Origin of the sequence: Streptomyces sp. NPDC048483, assembly GCF_040651455.1 — a bacterium.
In the GTDB taxonomy this organism is placed as follows: domain Bacteria; phylum Actinomycetota; class Actinomycetes; order Streptomycetales; family Streptomycetaceae; genus Streptomyces.
Genome location: NZ_JBEZJZ010000064.1, coordinates 1 through 16,006 on the forward strand (window position 1 = coordinate 1; position 16,006 = coordinate 16,006).

21 protein-coding genes are annotated in these 16,006 nt (G+C 68.9%); 4 read left to right on the forward strand and 17 right to left on the reverse strand.

Features of this window, described 5'->3' with window-relative positions:
* Positions 1–141: 141 nt before the first annotated feature.
* From AB0D04_RS27345 to AB0D04_RS27355, 3 genes are all read right to left on the reverse strand, one after another.
* Positions 142–1,896: a PQQ-binding-like beta-propeller repeat protein gene (locus AB0D04_RS27345; protein ID WP_362708325.1), complete on the reverse strand. Its 1,755-nt coding sequence runs from the start codon at positions 1,894–1,896 to the stop codon at positions 142–144.
* The gene (locus AB0D04_RS27350) at positions 1,893–3,386 is read right to left on the reverse strand and encodes a hypothetical protein (RefSeq protein ID WP_362708327.1); all 1,494 of its coding nucleotides are present in this window, start codon (positions 3,384–3,386) and stop codon (positions 1,893–1,895) included. The genes AB0D04_RS27345 and AB0D04_RS27350 overlap by 4 nt, the downstream gene beginning before the upstream one ends.
* Positions 3,387–3,947: 561 nt before the next feature.
* Complete coding sequence (locus AB0D04_RS27355) at positions 3,948–4,802, reverse strand: helix-turn-helix transcriptional regulator (protein WP_362708328.1); 855 nt, start codon at positions 4,800–4,802, stop codon at positions 3,948–3,950.
* A 144-nt stretch (positions 4,803–4,946) separates the two neighbouring features.
* Between AB0D04_RS27355 and AB0D04_RS27360 the strand changes: the two genes are divergently transcribed.
* A complete protein-coding gene (locus tag AB0D04_RS27360) occupies positions 4,947–5,552 on the forward strand; it encodes an NAD(P)H-dependent oxidoreductase (protein WP_362708331.1) in 606 nt (201 codons plus the stop codon).
* A 186-nt stretch (positions 5,553–5,738) separates the two neighbouring features.
* On the opposite strand, the gene AB0D04_RS27365 is transcribed toward AB0D04_RS27360, so the two are convergent.
* The 14 genes from AB0D04_RS27365 to AB0D04_RS27430 form a co-directional block, all read right to left on the reverse strand.
* Positions 5,739–5,912, reverse strand: a complete 174-nt coding sequence (locus tag AB0D04_RS27365) for a CsbD family protein (protein WP_362708334.1) — start codon at positions 5,910–5,912, stop codon at positions 5,739–5,741.
* A 132-nt stretch (positions 5,913–6,044) separates the two neighbouring features.
* On the reverse strand, positions 6,045–6,458 hold the full coding sequence (locus tag AB0D04_RS27370) for a gas vesicle protein K (RefSeq protein WP_362708337.1): 414 nt from the start codon (positions 6,456–6,458) through the stop codon (positions 6,045–6,047).
* Positions 6,455–6,655 carry a gas vesicle protein gene (locus tag AB0D04_RS27375; RefSeq protein ID WP_362708431.1) on the reverse strand — a complete coding sequence of 67 codons (201 nt, stop codon included), beginning with the start codon at positions 6,653–6,655 and terminating at the stop codon, positions 6,455–6,457. Before AB0D04_RS27375 ends, AB0D04_RS27370 begins: the two co-directional genes overlap by 4 nt.
* A gap of 104 nt (positions 6,656–6,759) precedes the next feature.
* Positions 6,760–7,587, reverse strand: coding sequence for a GvpL/GvpF family gas vesicle protein (locus tag AB0D04_RS27380; RefSeq protein ID WP_362708339.1), 828 nt, complete (start codon positions 7,585–7,587; stop codon positions 6,760–6,762).
* Entirely contained in the window at positions 7,584–8,033 is a 450-nt protein-coding gene (locus AB0D04_RS27385; protein WP_362708434.1) for a gas vesicle protein, read from the reverse strand. Before AB0D04_RS27385 ends, AB0D04_RS27380 begins: the two co-directional genes overlap by 4 nt.
* A gap of 36 nt (positions 8,034–8,069) precedes the next feature.
* Positions 8,070–8,342 (reverse strand): gas vesicle protein GvpG, encoded by a 273-nt coding sequence (locus AB0D04_RS27390; RefSeq protein ID WP_362708341.1) that lies wholly within the window; start codon positions 8,340–8,342, stop codon positions 8,070–8,072.
* 10 nt (positions 8,343–8,352) lie between these two features.
* On the reverse strand, positions 8,353–9,066 hold the full coding sequence (locus AB0D04_RS27395) for a GvpL/GvpF family gas vesicle protein (protein ID WP_362708344.1): 714 nt from the start codon (positions 9,064–9,066) through the stop codon (positions 8,353–8,355).
* Between the two features lie 3 nt (positions 9,067–9,069).
* Complete coding sequence (locus AB0D04_RS27400; protein WP_362708346.1) at positions 9,070–9,537, reverse strand: gas vesicle structural protein GvpA; 468 nt, start codon at positions 9,535–9,537, stop codon at positions 9,070–9,072.
* Between the two features lie 90 nt (positions 9,538–9,627).
* Positions 9,628–10,068 carry a gas vesicle protein gene (locus AB0D04_RS27405; RefSeq protein ID WP_362708348.1) on the reverse strand — a complete coding sequence of 147 codons (441 nt, stop codon included), beginning with the start codon at positions 10,066–10,068 and terminating at the stop codon, positions 9,628–9,630.
* A gap of 409 nt (positions 10,069–10,477) precedes the next feature.
* Positions 10,478–11,491 (reverse strand): SRPBCC family protein, encoded by a 1,014-nt coding sequence (locus tag AB0D04_RS27410; protein WP_362708349.1) that lies wholly within the window; start codon positions 11,489–11,491, stop codon positions 10,478–10,480.
* Positions 11,492–11,497: 6 nt separating this feature from the next.
* Positions 11,498–12,517: a histone H1-like repetitive region-containing protein gene (locus AB0D04_RS27415; protein WP_362708352.1), complete on the reverse strand. Its 1,020-nt coding sequence runs from the start codon at positions 12,515–12,517 to the stop codon at positions 11,498–11,500.
* 454 nt (positions 12,518–12,971) lie between these two features.
* Entirely contained in the window at positions 12,972–13,103 is a 132-nt protein-coding gene (locus AB0D04_RS27420; protein WP_362708355.1) for a DUF6191 domain-containing protein, read from the reverse strand.
* Positions 13,104–13,292: 189 nt separating this feature from the next.
* On the reverse strand, positions 13,293–13,667 hold the full coding sequence (locus AB0D04_RS27425) for a DUF3817 domain-containing protein (protein WP_362708358.1): 375 nt from the start codon (positions 13,665–13,667) through the stop codon (positions 13,293–13,295).
* Positions 13,664–14,140 (reverse strand): hypothetical protein, encoded by a 477-nt coding sequence (locus AB0D04_RS27430; RefSeq protein WP_362708437.1) that lies wholly within the window; start codon positions 14,138–14,140, stop codon positions 13,664–13,666. Before AB0D04_RS27430 ends, AB0D04_RS27425 begins: the two co-directional genes overlap by 4 nt.
* 82 nt (positions 14,141–14,222) lie before the next feature.
* Between AB0D04_RS27430 and AB0D04_RS27435 the strand changes: the two genes are divergently transcribed.
* From AB0D04_RS27435 to AB0D04_RS27445, 3 genes are all read left to right on the forward strand, one after another.
* Positions 14,223–14,564 carry a helix-turn-helix transcriptional regulator gene (locus AB0D04_RS27435; protein WP_362708360.1) on the forward strand — a complete coding sequence of 114 codons (342 nt, stop codon included), beginning with the start codon at positions 14,223–14,225 and terminating at the stop codon, positions 14,562–14,564.
* A complete protein-coding gene (locus tag AB0D04_RS27440; RefSeq protein WP_362708363.1) occupies positions 14,561–15,226 on the forward strand; it encodes a permease prefix domain 1-containing protein in 666 nt (221 codons plus the stop codon). Before AB0D04_RS27435 ends, AB0D04_RS27440 begins: the two co-directional genes overlap by 4 nt.
* A gap of 192 nt (positions 15,227–15,418) precedes the next feature.
* Positions 15,419–15,958, forward strand: coding sequence for a GNAT family N-acetyltransferase (locus AB0D04_RS27445; RefSeq protein ID WP_362708365.1), 540 nt, complete (start codon positions 15,419–15,421; stop codon positions 15,956–15,958).
* Positions 15,959–16,006: the final 48 nt, after the last annotated feature.

Sequence of the window (16,006 nt, forward strand, 5' to 3'; positions counted from 1 at the left end):
TTCCCTCCCCCCCTCTCTTCCTTTCTCGGGGGTCTTCGCGGGTTCCGGGGTACGGCCATCTGGACGTCAGGACCTCACACCGCTCCGCGGCCGTGCCCACAACTAAGGGTGGGCACGGCGGCGTGTTGGTGCCGAGCGGAGCTACTTGGCCGGAGACATCCGGAGGGCGATGATGCCGTACTTCTCCAGCGGATTGAACGTCCGGTTGGGGATGGCCGTCAGGTACATCTTGTCGTCACGCACCGTGGGCATGAGGCGGAGGCTGATGCCGTCGGCGACTCTCTCCGGATACTCGACGAGAGTGTGCGGGGCGCCGGTGTTGGGGTTGTACTCGACGAGCTCGGGGCCCTTGTCATTGCCGTTGATGCGCACGTAGGCAAGTATCTTGCCGCCGTCCGTGCCCGGCAGCAGGTGGTAGTCCCTCGACTCGTCCGGCTTGGTCTTCCACAGCAGCTTGCCGCTGTCGAGGTTGTAGGCGGCCAGCAGGTTCTTGCTGTTGCCTTCCACCACGCTCATGACGAAGGTCTTGCCGAAGGCCGCGGCCTCCGCCCACGGCGACCCCGACGGACTGTGGGTCTGCACGTATGTGGCCGGTGTCTTGGGGGAGAAACGGCTGTGGATCTTGCCCGTCTCCTTGTCCAGGACGATCAGCCCCATGTCCTGGCGTTCCGGCTGCAGCACGATCGGGTCCGTGCTGACGACATCACCGGTGGCCATCCCGGCGTCGAGCTCGTCCTTGCTCTCGGGCTGGAAGGTGTAGGTCCACATGGCCTCGCCGGTCGCGGGATCGACCCGGGAGACCTCGTCGTACGGCACTCCGAGCACGGGCTTGGTGTGGCATGCGCGTACCCGGATCAGGACCTTGCCGCCGGTGTACGACGGAGTGTCGCAGTTGGCGGTCGACTCCGCTTTCCACGCCACGGAACCGTCGGAGACCTTGAACGCCTGCCTGCCCCCGTACCCCTGCGAGATCACGACGCCGCCGGAGCGGGCGAAGTAGGCCGTCTTCCCGCCGAAGTCGACGCCACCGGGCTTGAACCGGTCGTCGGCGCCCGGCTTGGGCTTGGGCTTGGGCTGCTTCTTGAGCTCCTTGGTCCACAGCTGCTTGCCGGTGGTGAGGTCGTACGCGGCGATGTGGTTGCAGGCCTTGTTGTCACCGAACGCAATGATGCCGATGTCACCGTCCGACTGACGCGGCGCGGAGCAGGCAACGTTGCTGTCACCCGGAAGCCGCGTCGCCCACAGGCGCTTGCCCGAGGCGAGGTCGTACGCCTTCACACCGTCGGGAAGGGCCTGGATGAGGGTCTTGTCGGTGGTCCAGGTGCCGTCGAGCTGCTGGACGCTCTCGCCGGGAGGCATCTTGCCCTTGTAACCGGGCTGCGACCACAGCACGTTCTCCTCCACGGACGACCCGGTCAGCAGGAACCAGGCACCGGCACCGGCCCCGCCCAGCACCAGGAGCGCCACGACCAACAGCACGATCAGGCCGGCCTTGCCCTTCTTCGCCGGGGATGCAGGGGCCGGAGCGCCGTACGGGGCCTGGCCGTACGGGGCATGCGCCGCGAGGGGCGGCGGGGGCTGCTGGCCTCCGCCGTACTGCTGCTGGCCCGGAGGCACGGCACCGTATCCCTGGGGAGGCGCGGCCGCCTGCTGCGGGTAGCCGTATCCCTGCTGGGGCTGCTGTGGCTGCTGTGGCTGCTGTGGCTGCTGTGGCTGCTGTGGGTAGCCGTATCCCTGCTGCTGCGGCACCTGCTGCTGCGCAGGGGACTGTGGCTGCTGTGGCTGCTGCTGGGGAGCCTGCGGCGGTGCGGCCTTCTGCCAATTCACCGCGCCGGAGGCCGGGGGCGGGTTCTGCGGCGGCCCACCTGCCGGGCCGGGGATGCCGTTGCCCGTCATCGGACCACGCTCCTTACGTACTTGGCCCAGCTGCTCTCGAACGCGGCGCCGCTCTGGCCCGTGGCTTCCTGCAACTGCTGGTCCAGCTTTTTCGGTTTCTGGTAGTGGTCCGCGACGAACTTCAGGACCGCCGCCTCGCCGCCCTTCTTCTCGATGTACTTCAGGGCGAGATAGCTGAGGGAGTAGTCCATGCCGACGCTGTGCGGATAGGAGCCGAACTCGGAGTCGACATCCGGCAGCTTGTTGTCGAATTCGTGGCCGCGGAACGCGTATCGCATCTTGTCGCCGCCCGCCTTCGGGTCGAAGTGGAAGGCGATGTACTCGGCGAATCCCTCGACGGCCCAATTGCGCGGGCCGCCCTTGGCGCCCGTGAGGAAGCTGTGGTCGCCCTTGTCGAGCGGCTGCACCATGGCATGCGCCATCTCATGGTGGGAGATCTGCGCCACCCCGCGCTGCCAGTCACTGCCCTTGAAATAGCCCGAGCTGCCGTCGATCTTGATCCGGGCGCCACCGAACTGCGGCCGGTCCCCCAACGTCTCGTACGGTCCGGTGTACGCCGGCATGGCCACGCTCATCCCCGCGTCCCAGCCGGGGTCCTTCTGGTCGCTCGTGTACAGCGTTTTGTACGTCTTCCGCTCGGGCTCCACGATCACGGCGAACGACTTGGGCGTCGTCGCGGTGGTCGGCGGGTTCGCGCCCCAGTACGCCACGTCGTCGGCGGCCGCCTTCTCGATGGCCGGGGCCACCCGGCTCAGTTGCGCCGTGTTCTTGCTGTCGCCGATGACGACCGAATGCGGCTGCCTCTTGACGAACATGTTGTCGTAGGCATCCCACGGCGCGGGGTAATAGACGTACCCCTTCGCCCCGTAGGCGGACGGCGATCCGCCCACCTTCGTGATGGTCGGCTTCTCGCTCTTCGACTTCCGCTTGACGACCCATCGGTACCACTCGGAAACCGGCTGGACGTCCACATCCTTGATCTTGTGGACGAAAGCCACATCGAGTGCGACCGTCGCACCGTCCCCGTAATCGTTGTCGCCCGTGCCGGTCTGCTTCGTGACGCGGTATTCGGCCTCGGCGAGCGGCACCTTGCGCAGATTATCGAAAATCTTCTTCTGCTGCGTGCGCGCGGCGCCCGAGAAGGGGGCGAGGAAGGCGTCCTCGTCACCGCCCTGGAGGGCCTTGCTCCGCCCGTCCAGCAGGCTGGATATATCGGATTCGCTGAGCAGTTGCCCCTTGGACCCGTCTCCGCCGGCGGCCGTGGGCAGCGCTTCGCTGCCCATGTTCTTGACGATCGCCACTCCGCCGATGCCGACGACCGCCAGCACGGCGAGGACGATCACTCCGATGACCGCCCGCTTCAGCCCCTTGTTCTCATCGCCGGACGGCGGGGGCGGGGGCGGCATCGGCGGACCGCCGGCCTGCGGCGGCCAGGGCTGCTGCGGCGCGTACGGGCCGCCCTGAGGTGCCGGGCCCTGGCCCGGGGGCACATAGGGCCCCGAGGGGGGCAGGCCCGGAGCTGCCGGGGGTGGACCTGGGGGCTGGGAAGGCCGGGGCGCCTGGCCGTACGCATTGCTGCCGCCCGGCCCTCCGGGCTGCGGAGGGTACGACATGTGCTTCCTTTCGGACACGGATGGGTGGCACGGCGCCGAACTGCTGCGCTCGCGGGCAGACCTGGAGACGCCTCCCGCACACACTTCCCGGCCGGGCCGGGCGCCGTGCGGGAGTTGCCGGCCGGCAGATGTCGGCCCGTGCTTGGGTGCCGCGTCCGAGTGCCGCCGACACGCCGTTGGCCGGACTCGCGAGGCGAGTCGTGACCACTTCCCCGTTACTGCTGACGCGTACTGTACAAGCGTGGTAGCCGCTGGTCAGCCGTGGGCCGCGGCTGACTGGTATATGCCAGATGGGTGTGTTGGGTGGTGTCGTGGGAGGGTGCGGCAACCGCCCGGATTACGGCGTGGTTTCGGGCTCGCGGCCTTATGTGCCACGCCTCATGCGTCGCGGCTCTTGCCTCGCGCCATAGGCCTCGCGCCGTGCTCAAGCGGCCCGCGTCATCCGGACACTGCGCGCAGAACGCCCGGCCGGCGGCCGGTGAGATGGTCGAGCGCGGCGGATGTGGCGTCGTCGGCAGGGAGATGGACCACGAGGCGCTGGTCGTCGTCAGCGGGCAGTTCGAGGGTTTCGTATGCCAGGCGCAGCTCCCCCGCCTCCGGGTGGACCAGCCGCGCGATGCCGCTGGACTTCGGAAGGCCGGGCAGGGTCTCCACGCGCCCGGCGAAAGCCACCCCGGCGGTGACGCTCAATTCATCGGCGAGCTGCGCTACATGCCGGTCCGCCCGGAACGGCCCCTGCTTGAGGGCGGCGACCTGTTCGTCGGCGATACGGTCCCAGTCGGGGTAGGCGGTACGCGCGCGGTCATCGGTGAAGACGAAGCGGGCGAGGTTCGGCGGACTGCCGTCCAGCAGCCCGATGGGGCCCGCCAGCCGCTCGTAACCCGTGGTGCAGGCGAGGATCTCGCTGAGCCGGTTGAGCAGCACGGCGGGGGCGGGCTCGAGGCGGTCGAGCAGTGCCCGCACGGTGGGCCGTACCGTGCGGTTCGGCGCCGCACCACCCATGCAGGTGAAGCCGCCCTCGGCCGCCTTGGTGAGTTGGTGCAGGTGGATGCGTTCGCTCGCGATCAGCCGTAGTGCGTCGGCCAGCGCGGCGAGCACCTGGGCGGACGGCCGGCGGTCACGCCCCTGCTCGAGCCGGGTCACGTACTCGACGCTGACTCCGGCAAGCGTGGCCAGCTCGGCCCGGCGCAGACCCGGCGTACGGCGGCGGGGGCCGGTGGGCAGCCCCACCTCAGCGGGTGTGACGGCTTCGCGGCGGCTCCGCAGGAACAGACCCAGCTCGTTGTCGCTCACCGTGCGAACGTAACAGCCGCGGCCGACGGGATCGTGGCCCTGCCACTACCAGTCCCGGCCCGGCCTTCCTGGCCTTGGCCCCGCTCGGCAGATTGAGGGACGTGACCCCACGGTCACTTGTGACATCGGACAAGGAGCACAGTCATGGCCAGTGAGCCCCTCAACCTCGCAGTGATCATCGGCAGCGTCAGGGAGGGCCGGTTCGGGCCCGTGGCCGCGCGCTGGTTCGTCGAGCAGGCCGAACAGCACGGCCGGTTCGCGGTGGACCTCATCGACCTGGCGGAGACGCCCCTGCCGCTCGAGCTGCCGCCCGTGCCGCCGGCGCTCGAGCCCGACATGGCCCGTCCCGCCGAGATGGCGGACCTCACGCGGCGGATCGGGGCGGCCGACGCGATCGTGGTGGTAACGCCGGAGTACAACCGCAGCTTCCCGGCCTCGCTGAAGGCCGCCATCGACTGGCACTACACCGAGTGGCAGGCCAAGCCGATCGGTTTCGTCGGCTACAGCGGAGGGAGCGGCGGCCTTCTGGCGATCGAGCAACTGCGGCAGGTCTTCGGCGAGTTGCAGGCCCATACGGTCCGCGACTACGTCGCGTTCCCCCGCTACTACCAGCTCTTCACGCCCGACGGTCGCCTCAAGGACCCCGAGGTCCCCAGCGGCGATGCCAAGGCTCTGCTTGACCAGCTCCTCTGGTGGGGCTCGGTCCTCCACGACGCCCGGCGCGACCGCCCGTACACCCTCGCGGACTAGGGCCTGTCCGATGGGCGCGGGCCCGGCCATGACCCATCGGACAGGCCCTGGGTGCGTCCGCCTGCCTGTGGCGGCAGACGCAGCCGGGGTCTCTCCGCCCGGCGGCCGGCGGCGATGCGGGGCAGCGCCCGGGTGGACACCACCGGGCGCTGCCACGTTCGTGGGCGTCAGTGCTTGAGAGCGTCCTCAGTGCTTGAGAGCGTCCTTGGCCTTTTCCGCGGCGTGCTTCACCATGCCCTTGATCTTTTCGGCCTTGCCCTTCATCTCCAGGCTCTCGTTGCCGACGGCCTTCCCCGTCGATTCCTTGGACTTCCCTTCGGCGATGTGGCCAATGTTCTGCAGCTTCTTTCCGATGCCCATGTCGTGCTCCCTCGGAGGCTTCGGTCGAGCGGAGGCTTCGGTGAGCCGGCGGGATTCTCGGTCGGATCGCCGGGCACGGCTCCTGGATCACCCGTTCCCCGGTTTTCATTGTCCCACCTCAGGGGAAACCGCTCAGTCGGACGGCGGCAGCAAGGTCCCCAACGGACCGAGGTCCAGATTGAGGTCTTCCAGGGAAAGGTCGTATCGGGCGCAGAGTTCGATCATGCGGTTGTGCAGGATCATGAGAGTGGTCCCCAGGCGCTCCTCCTGTTCTTCGGTGAGGTCTCCGGCGTCGACCCGGTGCAGGGCCTGGCGTTCCATGAGCTGGCGCAGCAGCTCGACCAGGGTGAGGACGAGTTTGACGAGGTCCCTTTCCACCGTGTCGGGGTCGGTGTTGATGCGCTGCGCCGCGCCGCGGGTTTCCGCGGTGTGCAGCGGCGGCGCGTTCTGGGATGCCGCGGGCAACCGCCGGGCGGCGCGGGAGGCCGCGTCGGCGACGTCACGGAAGCGGTCGGCCGGCCGGCGTCCGTCAGGGGGCATCGTCATGGCCGTCTCGTCGGCGTGGTGGCCTCGCCGTGCCACGGCGAGGGGTTCTGTTCGCTGATGGAGGCGATGAGCGCGCGCAGTGAGATGCGTACGAGGTCGATGTCGGCGATGGAGAGGACGACGTCGCCGGTGAGGACCACGCCTCCGGTGAGCAAGCGGTCCAGCAGGTCGATGAGGGCTATCTGCCGGTCCGGCAGCGGTCGGTCCGCCGCCGGTGACCGGTCGCCCGCGGGTGACCGCTCGAGTGCCGGTTGCCGGTCCGCCTCCGGTGACCGGGCCGCCGGCTGCCGGTCCGCCGCGCTCATGGCGTGGCGCTCCTCGACGGCGTGGCTTCGGAAGGGCCGGCAAAGGAGTACGGGGCCCAGGGGCCGGTGACCTCCACACGTACCCCGTCGATTCCCTCGGTGGCCTGCAGGACGCCGGCGCGGAAGCTCTCGGCGTGCTCACACGGTACGAGGTAGGCGTCGTTGAGGACATTTTCCCCGGGCCCGCGGGCGAGTTCGCCCTGCTGCGGCCGGTGCTGGACCCGGTCCACCGCGTGGCCGCGTGCGGCGGCCTCCACGCGTGCGGCGGCCTCCTCGGCGCCCCGGTACGTGTCGTCGCGGGCATGCCGTTGCGCTCTGCGGTGGCTGAGGTAGGCCCGCCCGGGACTCAGGTCCGGGGTCGGCTCCGGGGCCGCTGCGGGCTCCGGCCGGCTCTCCGTCGCTGCGGGCTTCTCGACATAGATCTTGACGCCCCACTCCTCGTGCGCGGCCAGATGGGACAGGCGCTCGGCGAACGCCTCCTGGCGGGCATCGAGCATGCTCCGTACCCGGTCGTCGTCGAGATAGACCGTCGCCAGACGAAGCGGCAGCACAGTGGCGCGGGCGGCCAGCGCCTCGATCACACGGTGATGGGCACGGGCGACCGACTCCAGCCAGTCCAGGTCCTCCAGATGCGCCTTCAGCGCGTCCTCCTGGAAGTCCTGTGCGGGCACGGGGCTTACGGCGACCACCACCTCGCCGCCGTGTTCCGCACGCACGAGATGGACGGGAGCATCCGCCACCCCGGGGAGCCCGGGCAGCGCCTCCTCCAGCAGTCCGTCGGCGTCCCGAGCCGCACCGTACGCGTAGGTGATGGACTCGGTCATCGCTCGTCCCGCCTCCTGCTGCGCGGGCTCTTCGGCGCTGCCCGTTCGGTACCTGCGGTGCGTGCGGTACGCGTGGGACGCCGAGCGGTGCCTGAGCGGCTCTCCTCGCCCTCGGCCGGTGGCAGTTCGCCTTCGCTGCCGTCGCGCAGGGCCGCGATCTCGGCGCGCAGCCGTTCGTTCTCCTGGGCGAGCTCATGGTCGTCGCGGGCACGGGAGGACAGCGCGGGATCGTGCTCCCACCAGTCGATGCCCATCTCCTTCGCCTTGTCCACCGATGCGATCAGCAAGCGCAGCTTGATGGTGAGCAGTTCGATGTCCAGGAGGTTGATCTGGATGTCGCCGGCGATGACGATGCCTTTGTCCAGGACGCGCTCCAGGATGTCGGCGAGATTGGCCGAGGAGCCCTGGCCGTACGGCGTGGCGGACCTGGACGGGTAGTCGCCCATCCTCCTGGCGACGGGTTCGGTCACGGCCCTTCCACCTCATTCTCCTGTGCCGGTGTTGTCGGTGTCGGTCCCCCGCAGATGGGCGCGGATCTCGTCCAGCCGGTCCAGCAGCTCGTCCTCGCGCCGGTCGAAGGTCTCCTCGTCGATCTCCCCCGCGAGGAGCGCCCGCTCGAGCTCGGCCAGCTCCCGTTCGATCGGCTCGGGGTCGTAGTACTCGTTCTCCGCGGCCTCAAGGACGCGCCCGACGACCCAGGCCACGCCGCGCACCGGCGCCAGCGGAAAGGTGGTGATCTGCGTCAGCAGGCCCATGAGGTGCTCCTCAGATGAAGCTGTACGGGGGCAGCGGGCCGCGCAGGCGAAGGTCGAAGTCGTCACCCAGCTCTGCGGCGAGCCCTTGCTCCGCGGCGAGGAACTTCGCTTCCCGGTCCCGGTCCACCAGGAAGGAGACGTTCACGAAGTCGTCCCCGGCCGCCGGCGACGCGCTCTCGTCCCGTGCGAATTCCCGGAGTACCTCGACGACGCCGGCGGCCAGCCGGTCGTGGCGGGCCTGCACTTCCTGTGCGATCACTTCACCGAGAGCGAGCGGCAGTTGCGGGCTGTTGCTGCCTCTCCTGATCTCCTCGTTGAGCCCACGCGCCTCATCCGACTCCCGAAGGATCTCGCGCAGCAGTGCGTCCTCGTCCTGGGCAGCCTTGAGGTGGTATTCGGCGCAGCCCTCCAGCGCCTCCAGCCGTGCGGTGAATTCGTCCGTACGCTCCTCCAGCACCTCCCGTACGGCGTCGTCATCGGTGGTGGTGAAGCCGAACTGCAGCGGCAGGACCGTGCCGTCGGACATCAGCCGCTCCTGTACGGCCTGGTGCGCGCCGAGGTCGCGGCGTTTGGGCCGCAGGTTCTCCGGAGCGTCGCTGACGACTGCGGAGAGCTTCCGGCCGCGCACCGTACGGAGGGGGGCCGGCGGGTCCCCTACCCCGCCGAGGCCGTCCAGGCGCTGTGGGTGGGTGATCGCGACAACGGAGTAGACGTACACGGCCATGGCTTATTCCTTCCGGCGCCGGGCCGGGCGGTGTGCCGGCCGCTCCCGCTTCCCTGCGGGCTCCTTGTGGCGTTCCGCGTGCCGGCTCTCGTGCTCCTCGTCGTCGTCGCGTCCCCCCTTGACGGCGTCGGACACGGCCTCCGCGGCCCCCTGCAGCGCCCCCTTGGCCTTGCCCTGGGCACCGCCCTCGGTGACCTCGCCGACGATGTCCGTCAACTGGGCGGGCGCCTTGTCTCCCGACTCCAGGTCGAGGCGGTTGCAGGCCTCGGCGAAGCGCAGGTAGGTGTCGACGCTCGACACGACGATGCGGGCATCGATCTTGATGAGCTCGATGCCCACCAGCGACACCCGCACAAAGACGTCGATGACCAGGCCACGGTCCAGAATCAGATCGAGGATGTCGTAGAGGTTTCCGGAGCCGGCCCCGCCCGCCCTGGAGATGGTTCCTCCGCCTTGCGGCACCACAGTCACGGTGCCTCCCTTCGTCGACGCGCCCCTGCCTGGGCGGGGCGGCCGTTTCGTTCGCCTGGTGAACGGTGCTGCACCGGCATGCCGAAGTCCTCAGGTACCCCGGTCGATCTGCCCGCGGGTGTAGCGGCTGGTGCGCTCGTACGCCACCAATTCGCCCTCCTCGTTCAGCGTCACCCGATAGCTCGCCATCACGCTGGTGGTCTCGGGGACGCGTGCCAGCTCCAGCACTTCCACATCCGCCTGCCAGCCGTCTTCCGTCGGCTTCACGGAGGAGACGGACTCGGGGGCCCGCCCGAGCAGCTCCTGAAGCTGCTCGGCCGCGTACCGCATGGCCCGCGGCGCCGACACGCGACGGGGCGCGTGCTCCGTGCCGCTCCCGTTCTCACGGCTGTCGGGCCGAAGACTGCTGGTCTTTTTGCCAGCAGTCTTCTTGGCGGTCGTCTTGGCAGTGGTCCTGGCAGTCTTCTTGACGGTCTTCTTGCCGGACGGCCGCCGTACTCGTGCGGGGCCATCCTCTTCCTCTGCGGCCATGCTCTCTCTCCGGGATCGGAGACGATGCTGCCCGCGCCACCTTCAAGAGGCGCCACTACATCATATACGGCATGAAACCGGGGGGAATTGGGACGCATCGGATGCTCCCGCCGGGAACGGCACGGCCCGGGGAGCCGCGGTTCGGCGGCGCGGCTCAGCAGGGGCTGAGCCGCCGCTGCCGCGTCCGGCCGTCATGAGCGGCAGGCAGGCGCGGCCAACGGCATCCCAGAGCCTGAGTGGCACCTACGGTGCCGTACGGCGTCATGCGGCGCATTCGGCGTGATGCGGCGCATCCGGCCGACTCGGATCAGCCACGGGACCGGATGCCGGGTGGCCCGTTGCCGGCGCGGCCGTCGAGCCACGTCATGTCAGCGGGCGAACACATGGCGTGGACAGCGGGACGAGGTACTCATTCCTCTTCCTCGTCGCCACCCTCTTCCGCGTAACCCTCTTCCTCGTAACCTTCTTCGTCGCCCTCTACCTCACCATCCTCATCATCCACGTCGTATTCCTCGCCCTCCTCGCCATAGTCCTCACGGTCACGGGCCTCGCCCTCCTCGCCTTCTTCGCCTTCTTCGTCTTCAACTTCTTCGTCCTCGGCTTCTTCGTCCTCGATGGCCTCTTCGTGGGTCCGTACGACCTCGCCGTCGCGGATTTCCCCGCGCCAGCCCTCCGGCTCCTCGTCGGTGAGCGAGACATGGCGCTGGAAGTGTTTGAAGTCCAGCCTCAGGCGTCGCCCCTGAGCCCGCCACAGGTTGCCCGTTTTCTCGAAGAAGCCCGAGGCGTAGTACTCGACGACCAGCACGATGCGGGTGAGACTGGGCGTCAGCTCATGGAAACTGACGGCACCCCGGGTTGATCCCTTGGCTCCCTCGGACGTCCAGACAATGCGCTCGTCGGGGATCTGTTCCTGAACGGTCGCCTTCCAGCCCCTCGTTGACGGACCGACCTTGACCTTCCAGTCACTGGTCACTTCATCGCCCTGGGATACGTTGCGTACGCCCTTGGTGAAGCCGCTGAACTTCTCGTACTGCGTCCAGTGATCGTAGGCGGTGCGTATCGGCACACCGACATCAATGACCTCGATGATGTTGGTGACCTTCGTATCCCCCGACTTCCCTCCTCCTCCGCCGCCCAGGGCTTCTTTTGCCTTCCCCAGGACTTTATCTTTCACGTCCTTTGCTTTCCCGGTGATCGCAGCCTTGATCGGAGAGTCGCCTTGGAGGATGCCGGCCCCGATTTTGGACAGCGATCCGCCGTTCTCGGCGACATCGGTAAGCTGGCCTGTCACATCCATCAGCTTGTCGCCGGCCTTTTCGGCCATGTTCCCGACCCAGGCATTCACGTAATTTCCGAGCTCGTCACGCAGTCGATCGATACCCGAGTCTCCTGCGCCGCCGTTTTCCCGTTCTGTCTTGGCCATGACCGGCTACCTCCGGCGCGCGGCGCGCGATGATGTCTTCTGGGCAGCCCTCTTCGACGAGGCTGCCTTCTTCGACGACGCCGCTTTCTTGCCTGCGGCTGTCTTCTTGGCCGGCGCCTTCTTCGCGGGGGCCTTCTTGGCTGGTGCCTTCTTGGCGGCGGTCTGCTTCGCCGCAGATTTCTTGGCCGGGGCCGTCTTCTTGGCCGGGGTCTTCTTCGCCGCGGCCTTCTTGACAGGGGCCGACTTCTTCGCGGTGGTCTTCGTCGCCGCGGTCTTCCTGGCCGGGGCCGCCTTCTTGGCCGGGGTCTTCTTCGCCGCGGCCTTCTTGGCAGGAGCCGACTTCTTGGCGGGGGCTGACTTCTTCGCGGCCCTCTTGCCGGAAGCAGGCTTCTTTTCGGTGGCGGCGGGCTTCCCTGCTGCCGACTTCTTGCCGGCCCGCTTTTCCCGGGCCGCCTTCACGGATTTACGCGAGGCACGACGACGGGGGCGCTCCTCCGGCTCTTCTTCTTCCTCTTCCTCTTCCTCTTCCTCTTCCTCTCCCTCTTCCTCTGCTCCCTCCGGCTCTTCTTCCTCCGGCTCCTCTCCGTACTCCTCCTCTTCTTCCTCTTCTTCCTCTTCCTCCTCCGGCTCTTCCGGCTCCTCTTCCTCCTCCTCGTATTCCTCTTCGTATTCCCCTTCCGGCTCTTCGCCCTCCTCTTCCGACTCTTCCTCACCGCTCTCGAGCTGGAGAGTACGGTCATGGAGCGTGTCGGCGAGCGACTCCAACTGACGGTTGGCAGCGGCCGTGACGGCCTGTCGGCCGGCATCCATCACTTCCCCGCGCAGCTGCTCCACCAGTTCCGTGACCTGGGGTATCTCACCGAGCCTGCGGACCCCCTCCACTACGAGCTGGCGCGGCTGAAGCCCGAATTCCCGCCCGGCGAGATAGGAAACGGCGCTGAGAGCGAACCGGCCCTTCTTCGTACGGCCCAGAACGTAGCCGCCGGCCACGGCAGCGGCGAGCAGGACCTTGGTCCCGTCATTCATACGTGCATCACCTCTTCATCGGCATGCGGCCGATCGGTGCCCGTGCAACGGGCGAGCGGCCCGTTCCTCTTCACCGACTCGACGACACGGTGTGCCGCCGCCCCAGCTCCGTATTCCGGGGCATGGGACGCCGTCGGCTGACCGTCGATGGGGGACCGAGTACGCGTTCGGATCGCTCTCCCATATTTCAAGAGTGATCCGGGTCCTGGCCTGCGCATCCCGAGCACCCCGAGGGTGACCCTGCGGAATCGGGCGACGCTGCCGCGTGAACCACGACCGCGCTCAACCGGGAGACGGGGAATCCCCGGGCGCCCTTCCGTCTACTGGACCGGAACGAAGCCGTGGTGGGCGTGGTGGAGCCCGTGACGGCCGGCGTCACCGTCGGGCGGGGCATACGGCACCGGCCCCGGCCCCGGCCTCACCGTCGGCGCTGCCGAAGAGGCGGTTTACTTTCTCAACGGACGTCTCGGCGCCGCTGTGGAACGACCGCAGTACCCGCGTCCAGGCCAAGGCCCGTGCGGGGCGGGGCGCCGTCTTGTGCGTCATCGCGCAGCACCATCTCCACCCGGCGTTGCTCCACTTGCACGCGCCACCGCCATGACTGACAAGCTCGCCAGCATGACCCTGCCTCACCAACGCCCCGGAGCTGCGAGCAGTTCCCTGTTGCTCGGCGCAAGGACCCTCCGTCAGCCTCGCCGCTGGCAGGGAGAAGCTCGGCCAACTCGACGCGCGGCAAGAACGCGGGTACTCCCCGGTCTTCATACGCCGAAGTTCTTCACCGGCCCGATGACCTCGATGGCGGCTGCCGAGCCGCTCCTGGCCATGAGCCCGGCCTGGCCCCGGTCGACGGGCATCCTCCCTGAGGCGGTACGGGTCCGGGCGCACCGGCGCCGACAGAGGCGTTGCGGAGCCTGCGCAGGGCGAGCATCGCGCCGATTCCCGGGATGAGGGCCGGCCACCGGGCACGCGACGACGCGGCGGCCGGGGCCATCCAGGTCATCGCGAGGGCGACGAGGTAGGCCGTGCCGTGGATCGGTCCACAGAGCGACGTGATCGGCTTCGCGTGGACGGTCAACGCATTGAGCAGCAGCACGACGAGAGAGGCGGCCTCGACGGCGGCCGCGATGCGCAGCGTACGCATGGGCGTCACGCCCCCGTCGTGGAGCCGGGGCGAACGATCATGAGGATCACGACGATCGCCCACAGAAGGTTGAACATGCCGGTGAGCATGGACAGTCGGCTCGCCGGGGGCGGCGGCGCGTGCGTTTCGGCCGCTCCCCGGGCCACCGCCAGAACGCGCTGTTGGTGAGGCAGGATCGCCATCGCGAGAACGGCCGCGGCGGCCGCGGTCAGGATGATCGAGACGATGAGCCAGATGTCGCCGAGCGCCCCGAGCTGGGCGGCCGTGGCGAATCCGAAGACCGGGACGGCGATTCCGAAGAGTGCGTAGCCGCGGCAGATCTTGTGCAGGATCGCGGCGACGCCGGCGGCCCGACCGTTCGGATCTTCCGCGTGGGGCGCCAACTGCTGTGCGTAGCGGGGGAACATCGAGGCGGCCACGGCGATCGGCCCGACCGCCAGGATCGCCACGAGGACATGCACGGATAACAAGAACTTGGTCACTGCGGACCCTTTCACCGGCAGCAGATATGTTGGCTGCCAATAGATAGCATGCCAAGAGCCCGAATAGGTAGGCTGCCCACTCATGAGACAAGACGCGGTACGAGGGCACCTGGACGGGCTGTTGCTCGCCGTGCTCGAGTCGGGCCCCTTGCACGGCTACGCGATCATCACGGCGGTGCAGCAACGCAGCGGCGGCGCACTGGAGTTGCGTACGGGCACGATCTACCCGGCGTTGAATCGCCTTGAGCGGGTCGGGCTCCTGCGCAGCAGTTGGCAGTCCGTCGGTGAACGCCGAAAGCGCTGTTACGAGCTCACCGACGAAGGGCAGCGCTCCCTGGCCAACGAGCGGACGGCCTGGAGCGAGTTCACGACGGCGATCGGCTCGGTCCTCAACCCCGTGATCCCGCCCGGGCTCACCACGTGAGCACGGAGCGACGGGACGACCCCATCGAGGACTACGTCGCGGCGCTGGAAGCCGCTCTGCACGGCCCCGTCCGGGCCAAGGCCAGGCTGGTCGAAGAGATACGCGACGGCCTCACGGATGCCGTGGCGGAGCGCACCCGCGACGGGATGCCCTACGGTCGCGCCGCCGACCAGGCGGTGCGCGAGTTCGGGAGCACGGACGACCTTGTGCCGAGCTGCCAACGGGAACTGACCATCGCCCAGGCCCGGCACACCGCCCGGGCCACAGCGGCGACCGCCCCGTTCCTGATCGCCTGCTGGTACCTGGTCCGCAGCGCGGACCACGACCAGGACTGGCTGTTGTCACGGACCGCCCAGCTGATGGCCGTGCACCTGGCCGGAATCGCGGTGGGAGCAGCCCTGCTCACGGCAGTGGCCCTCGCCGCCACCGGAACCCTCGCCCGCCGGCTGCCCATCCCGGACCGGTTGCCGCGCATGGTCGGGTGGACGGGCACCACTGCCAGTGTGTCCATCGCGATCGCCACACTCGCCCTCGCCACCGCCTCCGTGCTGGCCACGAACTGGCCGCTGATCGCGCTCGCCGGTTCGCTCGCCGCCGCTTCGCACGGCGTGATGGCCAGTTCGGTCCGCGCCTGCCGTCGGTGTGCACGTCTGCCCAACTGACGGGCCGAGGCCGAGCGGTCGCAGCCCGGCGGGCTGCCCGGCGTCGAGGACGGGGTGGCGCCGCTCGATCTGCCGAGCTCGATGCCGGTCACGGCGTGCGGCTCGGTCCGCGAGGGAGCGCGTGGGGATGGGCAGTCGGGGTGGGGATGCCCAGGTGCCTGGCCAGAGCGGCAGACTGAGATACTCCGGCGCATGGATGCCGGGGTGACGGGGAACGGGACGCGAGCGGACGTGGCGGTGTCCGCACGGTCCACGTCGGCGCATGGCGCGGGCTGGGTGCTGCGCTCTGCGGCGGCCGCGGACATCGAGACGATCGCGGAGTTGCGGGCCACCGTCATGCGTGCGGATCTGGAACGCCTGGGGCGCTACGACGAGCACCGGGTGCGGCAGCGGCTGCGGGATTCCTTCTCCCGGCAGCACACGTCGATCATCATGATCGACCGCGCACTCGCAGGATGCGTCACGCTGCGGCCCGCCGACGGCAGGCAGTGGCTGGAGCACTTCTACCTTGCTCCGCATCATCAGGGCCGAGGGCTCGGATCCGCTGTCCTGCGCACGGTGCTGGGGCGGACCGACGCGCGGGGCATGACCGTGGGTTTGAACGTCTTGCAGGGCAGTGCTGCCCGTCGGCTCTACGAGCGCCACGGATTCGTCGTGGCGGCCCAGGACCCGATCGATGTCTTCATGGTGCGGCCCCCGGGGGCGATGGCGAGCCCCGCCACCCAAGCCTGACCTGCGACGACGCGGCGGTGCGACGGCCTCACCCCGTCCCGCGGGGCC

Bases quoted from the DNA above. Each gene is read 5' to 3' on its own strand.
- AB0D04_RS27385 (WP_362708434.1), bottom strand. From the start codon at position 8,033: ATGGGCGACTACCCGTCCAGGTCCGCCACGCCGTACGGCCAGGGCTCC.
- AB0D04_RS27360 (WP_362708331.1), top strand. From the start codon at position 4,947: ATGGCCAGTGAGCCCCTCAACCTCGCAGTGATCATCGGCAGCGTCAGG.
- AB0D04_RS27345 (WP_362708325.1), bottom strand. From the start codon at position 1,896: ATGACGGGCAACGGCATCCCCGGCCCGGCAGGTGGGCCGCCGCAGAAC.
- AB0D04_RS27405 (WP_362708348.1), bottom strand. From the start codon at position 10,068: ATGGCCGCAGAGGAAGAGGATGGCCCCGCACGAGTACGGCGGCCGTCC.
- AB0D04_RS27380 (WP_362708339.1), bottom strand. From the start codon at position 7,587: ATGACCGAGTCCATCACCTACGCGTACGGTGCGGCTCGGGACGCCGAC.
- AB0D04_RS27395 (WP_362708344.1), bottom strand. From the start codon at position 9,066: ATGGCCGTGTACGTCTACTCCGTTGTCGCGATCACCCACCCACAGCGC.
- AB0D04_RS27445 (WP_362708365.1), top strand. From the start codon at position 15,419: ATGGATGCCGGGGTGACGGGGAACGGGACGCGAGCGGACGTGGCGGTG.
- AB0D04_RS27370 (WP_362708337.1), bottom strand. From the start codon at position 6,458: ATGACGATGCCCCCTGACGGACGCCGGCCGGCCGACCGCTTCCGTGAC.
- AB0D04_RS27415 (WP_362708352.1), bottom strand. From the start codon at position 12,517: ATGAATGACGGGACCAAGGTCCTGCTCGCCGCTGCCGTGGCCGGCGGC.
- AB0D04_RS27365 (WP_362708334.1), bottom strand. From the start codon at position 5,912: ATGGGCATCGGAAAGAAGCTGCAGAACATTGGCCACATCGCCGAAGGG.
- AB0D04_RS27390 (WP_362708341.1), bottom strand. From the start codon at position 8,342: ATGGGCCTGCTGACGCAGATCACCACCTTTCCGCTGGCGCCGGTGCGC.
- AB0D04_RS27410 (WP_362708349.1), bottom strand. From the start codon at position 11,491: ATGGCCAAGACAGAACGGGAAAACGGCGGCGCAGGAGACTCGGGTATC.
- AB0D04_RS27435 (WP_362708360.1), top strand. From the start codon at position 14,223: ATGAGACAAGACGCGGTACGAGGGCACCTGGACGGGCTGTTGCTCGCC.